This window comes from Sphingorhabdus sp. (assembly GCF_023910635.1).
In the GTDB taxonomy this organism is placed as follows: Bacteria; Pseudomonadota; Alphaproteobacteria; order Sphingomonadales; family Sphingomonadaceae; genus Sphingorhabdus_B.
This window is the reverse complement of the sequence record NZ_JAAVVZ010000046.1, coordinates 1-4,953: the sequence shown is the minus strand read 5'-3', so window position 1 is coordinate 4,953 and position 4,953 is coordinate 1. Positions and strand designations below refer to the sequence as shown.

The following is a 4,953-nucleotide window of genomic DNA, read 5'->3' as shown; positions in this document are numbered from 1 at the left end:
GGTGCGGCATTGCTGGATAAATCCAATCCCTCGAAAGTCATTGGCCGCACGCCCAATCCCATCCTATCTGCTGCTGATGAAGACCGTGAAGGCTATGTTCCCAACGTCGTCTACACGTGCGGAGCGATCCGCGTTGGAGATGATCTGTTCCTGCCCTACGGCGTCGCCGACAGCTCTGTGTGCTTCGCATTTGTAGCAATCCACCAGATTTTGGCCGCGATGAGATAGCAATGTTTGCGTTATCTGCGCCGGGAAGTTTCCACTATTGCTGTCTTTTGCTGACTTGCTCAAACAACACTGCGCGCGTCTATGGCTCAGACAGCCCCGAATACGGCTACAAATGGACCGAGAGCCGACTGTCTGCTTCTGTACATGGATCGATGAATAATCAACCCGTTCAAACGTACTTTAGCATTCGCCAACTGGACCCTATCAATTTTCAATGGCTTTCAACGTATGGGCAAGCCTTCCTAGCTTAGCCTTGCTACCAGGATAAACCGCGAAAACGTCAATAGTTGCCAAAGTAGCGTCTGGAAGAATGGCACGCAATCGCCCCTCGGCAAGATCAGCCGCTACGAGGTAAGAGGGCAAAACAGCGATCCCGGCACCCGAAAGTGCAAGGACGTGTGCCGCGGCCATGTCGCTAACCGTCCAGCGCGGCGTGATATTCAAATCTACAGAGCCGCCTTGCCACCCAATGCGCCAGTTTGTCCGAGCGGCATAGGTTCGCTGGACAATGCAGTCATGTGACAAAAGGTCGGAGGGCTTTGCAATGCCAGCCTGGCCGGCCAGATAGTCTGGTGCTGCACAGATATGTAATGCAAAACTGTCAATACGCCGCGACAGGAGCCCTGATTCCGAAGGTTCGGCTAGGCGGATTGCAAGTTCAAAGCCTTCATCGATGACATCGACATAGCGGTCAGATAGATCGATATCGAAGCGTAGTTTTGGGTGGCGCGCACTCATTTCAGCCAAACGCGGCACGACACAGCTTCGACCATACGCAGTCGGCATCGTGATACGCAGCGTACCTTGCGGTTCGGCAGTGCGCTGATGCAGTCGTGCTTCGGCGTCGGCAAGACGCAGCAGAATGTCACGAAGATCGGCCGCAAAACCCTGGCCTTCTTCGGTCAACGCAACGCGCCGCGTTGTTCGGTCGATAAGTCGTCGACCGATACGGGCTTCCAGCGCGGCGACGCGCCTGCTGATCGTCGACTGAGTCAGTCCAAGCTCGCGCGCCGCCGTCCCAAACGCGCCGCAATCGGCGACAGCAAGAAATGCTTCGCCTTCGGAAAGTTGAATTTTATTCATGCGTCTAATGCATTTATTATATCCATATTCTAATATATCAATCGATAAAATGAATGCCTAATCCCGTGATATTGTTTTCACTGGAGCCTTTAATGACACCTTCACAAATTCTTAGTGAACGCCGATCGATACGCGCGTTTCAGAACAAACCAGTTTCGGTCGGGACTGTTACTGCCATTATTGAAGCGGCGCGGCATACGGCTTCCAGCAGCAACATGCAGCCGTGGCGCCTATATGCCATGGCGGGTGATGATCTTGATCGATTGCGGGATGCGGTGCGCAATAGCCTTGCTGCCAATCCCACAGGGGAAGGCGCCGAATACAAAATATACGCTGAGCCGCTGAAGGACATTTACAGCGCGCGCCGCAAGCAATGTGCCGAGGACATGTATTCGAGGATCGGTATCGCCCGTGAAAACAAGCTGGGGAGGATGATGCAATTTTCTCGCAATTTTGACTTTTTTGGCGCGCCGGTTGGAATGATCCTAGCCATCGACCGCACGATGGAGCCGGGCCAGTGGGCCGATGTCGGTATGTTCCTGCAATCGTTGTTGCTCGTCGCGCACGAGCACGGGCTTGGCACCTGTGCCCAGGCCGCGTGGGCAGCAATGCCAAAAACTGTGCGCGCGCATCTGGAGATGCCGCCCGAACTCATGATCTTTTGCGGCATATCTATGGGTTATGCCGACCCCGACGCACCTATTAACGCTACTTTTACGGGCCGGGTGGACTTTGACGCAATCGCCAGTCTGCGAGGCTTCGTCGCATGACGACCAATGTAAATGCTCCATTGCTTGGAATCAGCATCGAAGAGCTGGCACCGATCAACACGCTTGCCGACGTCGAACGTCTGGAAGCAACCCCTATCGATGCACGTCTGACCGTCGCTTCGACCTATGCCCTAATCGAGCGTGCAGCGACATTGCGGCCCGATGCAATTGCTATTAGTTTCTTGCCGCTTGGCTTGGCATCTGACGTGGCATTACAGATGAGCAATCGCGAATTGCTTGCGGCAGTAACGCAGGCGGCCAACCTCTTCCATGAGCTTGGCGTGAGGACGGGTGACGGCGTTGCCATTTTGCTTCCGGTTCTGCCGCAATCCTATATCGCAATGTGGGGTGCATCAGCTGCGGGCGTTGCGGTGCCGATCAATCCGCTGCTGTCTCAGGCACATCTGGCGGAAATCATGCGCACGGCTAATGTCCGAGTGATCGTGACTACCGGTCCCGATGAGGACGCCGCCTTGTGGGCCAAGGTCGAGGGCATCCCGCAACTGCTCCCTGAATTATCGGCTATCCTCGTCGTGGGGCATGCGCCAGCCAGCGTGCGTGACTTCAATGCTGAACTGTCACTTCAACCAGAAAAGCATCTGGTCAGCGGCCGAAGGCCGGACCTCGGCGATATCGCTAGCTGCTTCCACACCGGCGGCACGACCGCTGCGCCAAAGCTGGTCAGCCATACGCACCGTCAGCAGCTTGTTACTGCTGTTCAGAGCGTGCTTGGCAGCGACCTTCGCGCCGGAGACGTGTTGCTTTCTGCGCTGCCGACTTTTCACGTCATTGCAGGCATTGCGAGTGGGTTGGCAGCGTTGACGGCTGGCGCTCAGTTGCTCCTTCCAGGTGTAAATGGCTACCGAAACCCATATCTGCTGATGGATTTCTGGAAGATCATTGAAAGGCACCGCGTCAACAGCTTTTCCGCAGTGCCGACGGTACTGGGCGCACTACTCGATGTTCCAGTCAATGCCGACATCACTTCGCTCAAATATGTGCCATGCGGTGCAGCGCCGCTGCCTATGGCTTTAATCCGTGCCTTCGAAACAAAGGCCAATGTCGCCATCATTGAAGCTTATGGCATGACCGAGGCAACCACAATGGTCGCAACCAACCCGCGTGGCGGTGAACGACGCCCGGGCTCGGTTGGGTTCAGGGTCCCCTATTTGCAAATCCGTATTGCATCGGTCGATGCATGCGGCACCTGCGTTCGTGACTGCGGCATCGATGAAGAAGGCGAAGTTTTTCTGCGTGGACCAAATGTTGTCGAACACTATCTGGAAGATGTGAACACCCTGCCGTCGCCGATCGCTGGCTGGCTTGCGACCGGTGATCTCGGACGCATCGACGAGCAGGGATATCTCTGGCTGTCGGGACGTTCGAAGGACCTGATCATCCGGTCAGGCCATAATATCGACCCGCGACTTATAGAAGAGGCTCTGCACAACCATCCCGCAATTGCAGCAGCAGCCGCGGTCGGCAAGCCCGATGCTTATGCTGGTGAAATACCAATGGCATTCGTGACGCTGCGCCCTGACCAGAGCACGACCAGTGAGGAATTGATGGCGTTTGCGCGCGAGCATGTTTCGGAACGGCCCGCTGCACCGTCGGAAATCGTCATCCTCGACGCGATGCCGCTGACTCCTCTCGGCAAGATATACAAACCAACGCTGCGCGATCTGGCCAAGGAGCGTGCAGCCACTACCGACATCGGAGAGAAAAGCGCATGACATCCAAAACAATCCTGCCGAAAGATCTATTTGCCGGCCAAGTCGCAATCATTACCGGAGGCGGCAGCGGAATTAATCTCGGCATTGCCAGCGTGCTGGTAGAACATGGTGCATCTGTAGCAATCTGTGGCCGGACGGAGGCTCGGCTTCAAAGCGCAAAAGCAGAGCTTGAGGGAATAGGTGGAAAAATATTCGCTGGTGTCGCCGATGTGCGAGACGCGGACGCGGTGAAGAGTTTCATCGACGCTGCCGAAACTGCCCTCGGCACAGCCTCGATCTTGGTATGCGGTGCAGCAGGGAATTTTCTCGTGCCCGCTGAGGAGCTGAGTCCCAATGGTTTCAAGACGGTCATCGACATCGACCTGCTCGGCAGTTTCAACGCGGCTCGTGCGGCATTCGATCAGTTAAGCCGGACCCGCGGCAAGATCATTTTTGTGTCGGCAGGGCAATCCTATGTACCACAGGCTTTTCAAGTGCATGCCGGCGCTGCCAAGGCTGGCGTCGATCAGATGATGCGCAATCTAGCTATCGAATGGGGCCAGCACGGCATCCGCGTCAATAGCGTCGTTCCCGGACCGATTGACGGGACCGAAGGGCTGGCCAGACTTTCGGCACTCGGCCAGATGGAAATGTATTTGAAAACAGTGCCATTGGGCAGGCTGGGCCGGGTCGACGAAATCGGACAAGCTGTAGCCTTCTTATGTTCGCCCCTCGCAGAATACATCACTGGCACTCAGCTGATCGTGGACGGCGGTGCAAACCTCGCCGGATCAGCGCTGTCAAACATGGCGATTGGCAATATGCTAACAAAGGACAGGTCGGCAACCAAGATTTAAGGCGGGTGACCTGAGCGTCTCATTTTCCGTTTCGGCCGCAGGCACTCGAAATGCGAGCGCTGTCAGAGACGATGCTTCCGTTGGAGCCCATACGTCTAAGGCCCACCTCCTGTCAGGTGCGCGAATAACTAACAAAAGTGGATTGTATGTCGAACCACCCAAACAACTGCATCAACCCCAAAACAGCTTCGCTTTGGGTTAAGCCTGCTTATCCGGATCAACATGGAGCCAATCGGCATGGCGCGGGGCTTTTTTGGTCTCGCTCCATTCCTGAAGCATCAACGGCGCGACGCGTTTTAATTC

Annotated in this window: 4 protein-coding genes and 2 pseudogenes; 4 read left to right on the top strand and 2 right to left on the bottom strand. The window is 55.7% G+C overall.

What is annotated here, in order from left to right:
• A pseudogene (locus tag HEQ34_RS13805) lies at positions 1–228 on the top strand (glycosidase); the annotation flags it as partial.
• A 204-nt stretch (positions 229–432) separates the two neighbouring features.
• On the opposite strand, the gene HEQ34_RS13800 reads toward HEQ34_RS13805, so the two are convergent.
• Complete coding sequence (locus tag HEQ34_RS13800; RefSeq protein ID WP_296201453.1) at positions 433–1,311, bottom strand: LysR family transcriptional regulator; 879 nt, start codon at positions 1,309–1,311, stop codon at positions 433–435.
• A gap of 92 nt (positions 1,312–1,403) precedes the next feature.
• Here HEQ34_RS13800 and HEQ34_RS13795 point away from each other — a divergent pair, with 92 nt between their 5' ends.
• Genes HEQ34_RS13795 through HEQ34_RS13785 form a run of 3 tightly spaced genes read left to right on the top strand, consistent with a single transcriptional unit; the run spans position 1,404 to position 4,650 of the window.
• Positions 1,404–2,081, top strand: coding sequence for a nitroreductase (locus tag HEQ34_RS13795; RefSeq protein ID WP_296201451.1), 678 nt, complete (start codon positions 1,404–1,406; stop codon positions 2,079–2,081).
• Positions 2,078–3,814 (top strand): acyl-CoA synthetase, encoded by a 1,737-nt coding sequence (locus HEQ34_RS13790; RefSeq protein WP_296201449.1) that lies wholly within the window; start codon positions 2,078–2,080, stop codon positions 3,812–3,814. Before HEQ34_RS13795 ends, HEQ34_RS13790 begins: the two co-directional genes overlap by 4 nt.
• Positions 3,811–4,650 carry an SDR family oxidoreductase gene (locus HEQ34_RS13785; protein ID WP_296201447.1) on the top strand — a complete coding sequence of 280 codons (840 nt, stop codon included), beginning with the start codon at positions 3,811–3,813 and terminating at the stop codon, positions 4,648–4,650. The genes HEQ34_RS13790 and HEQ34_RS13785 overlap by 4 nt, the downstream gene beginning before the upstream one ends.
• Positions 4,651–4,848: 198 nt before the next feature.
• Here HEQ34_RS13785 and HEQ34_RS13780 read toward each other — a convergent pair.
• Positions 4,849–4,953: pseudogene (locus HEQ34_RS13780) on the bottom strand (VOC family protein); the annotation flags it as partial.

Coding starts and splice junctions, on each gene's coding strand:
- HEQ34_RS13785 (WP_296201447.1), top strand. CDS start 3,811: ATGACATCCAAAACAATCCTGCCGAAAGATCTATTTGCCGGCCAAGTC.
- HEQ34_RS13795 (WP_296201451.1), top strand. CDS start 1,404: ATGACACCTTCACAAATTCTTAGTGAACGCCGATCGATACGCGCGTTT.
- HEQ34_RS13800 (WP_296201453.1), bottom strand. CDS start 1,311: ATGAATAAAATTCAACTTTCCGAAGGCGAAGCATTTCTTGCTGTCGCC.
- HEQ34_RS13790 (WP_296201449.1), top strand. CDS start 2,078: ATGACGACCAATGTAAATGCTCCATTGCTTGGAATCAGCATCGAAGAG.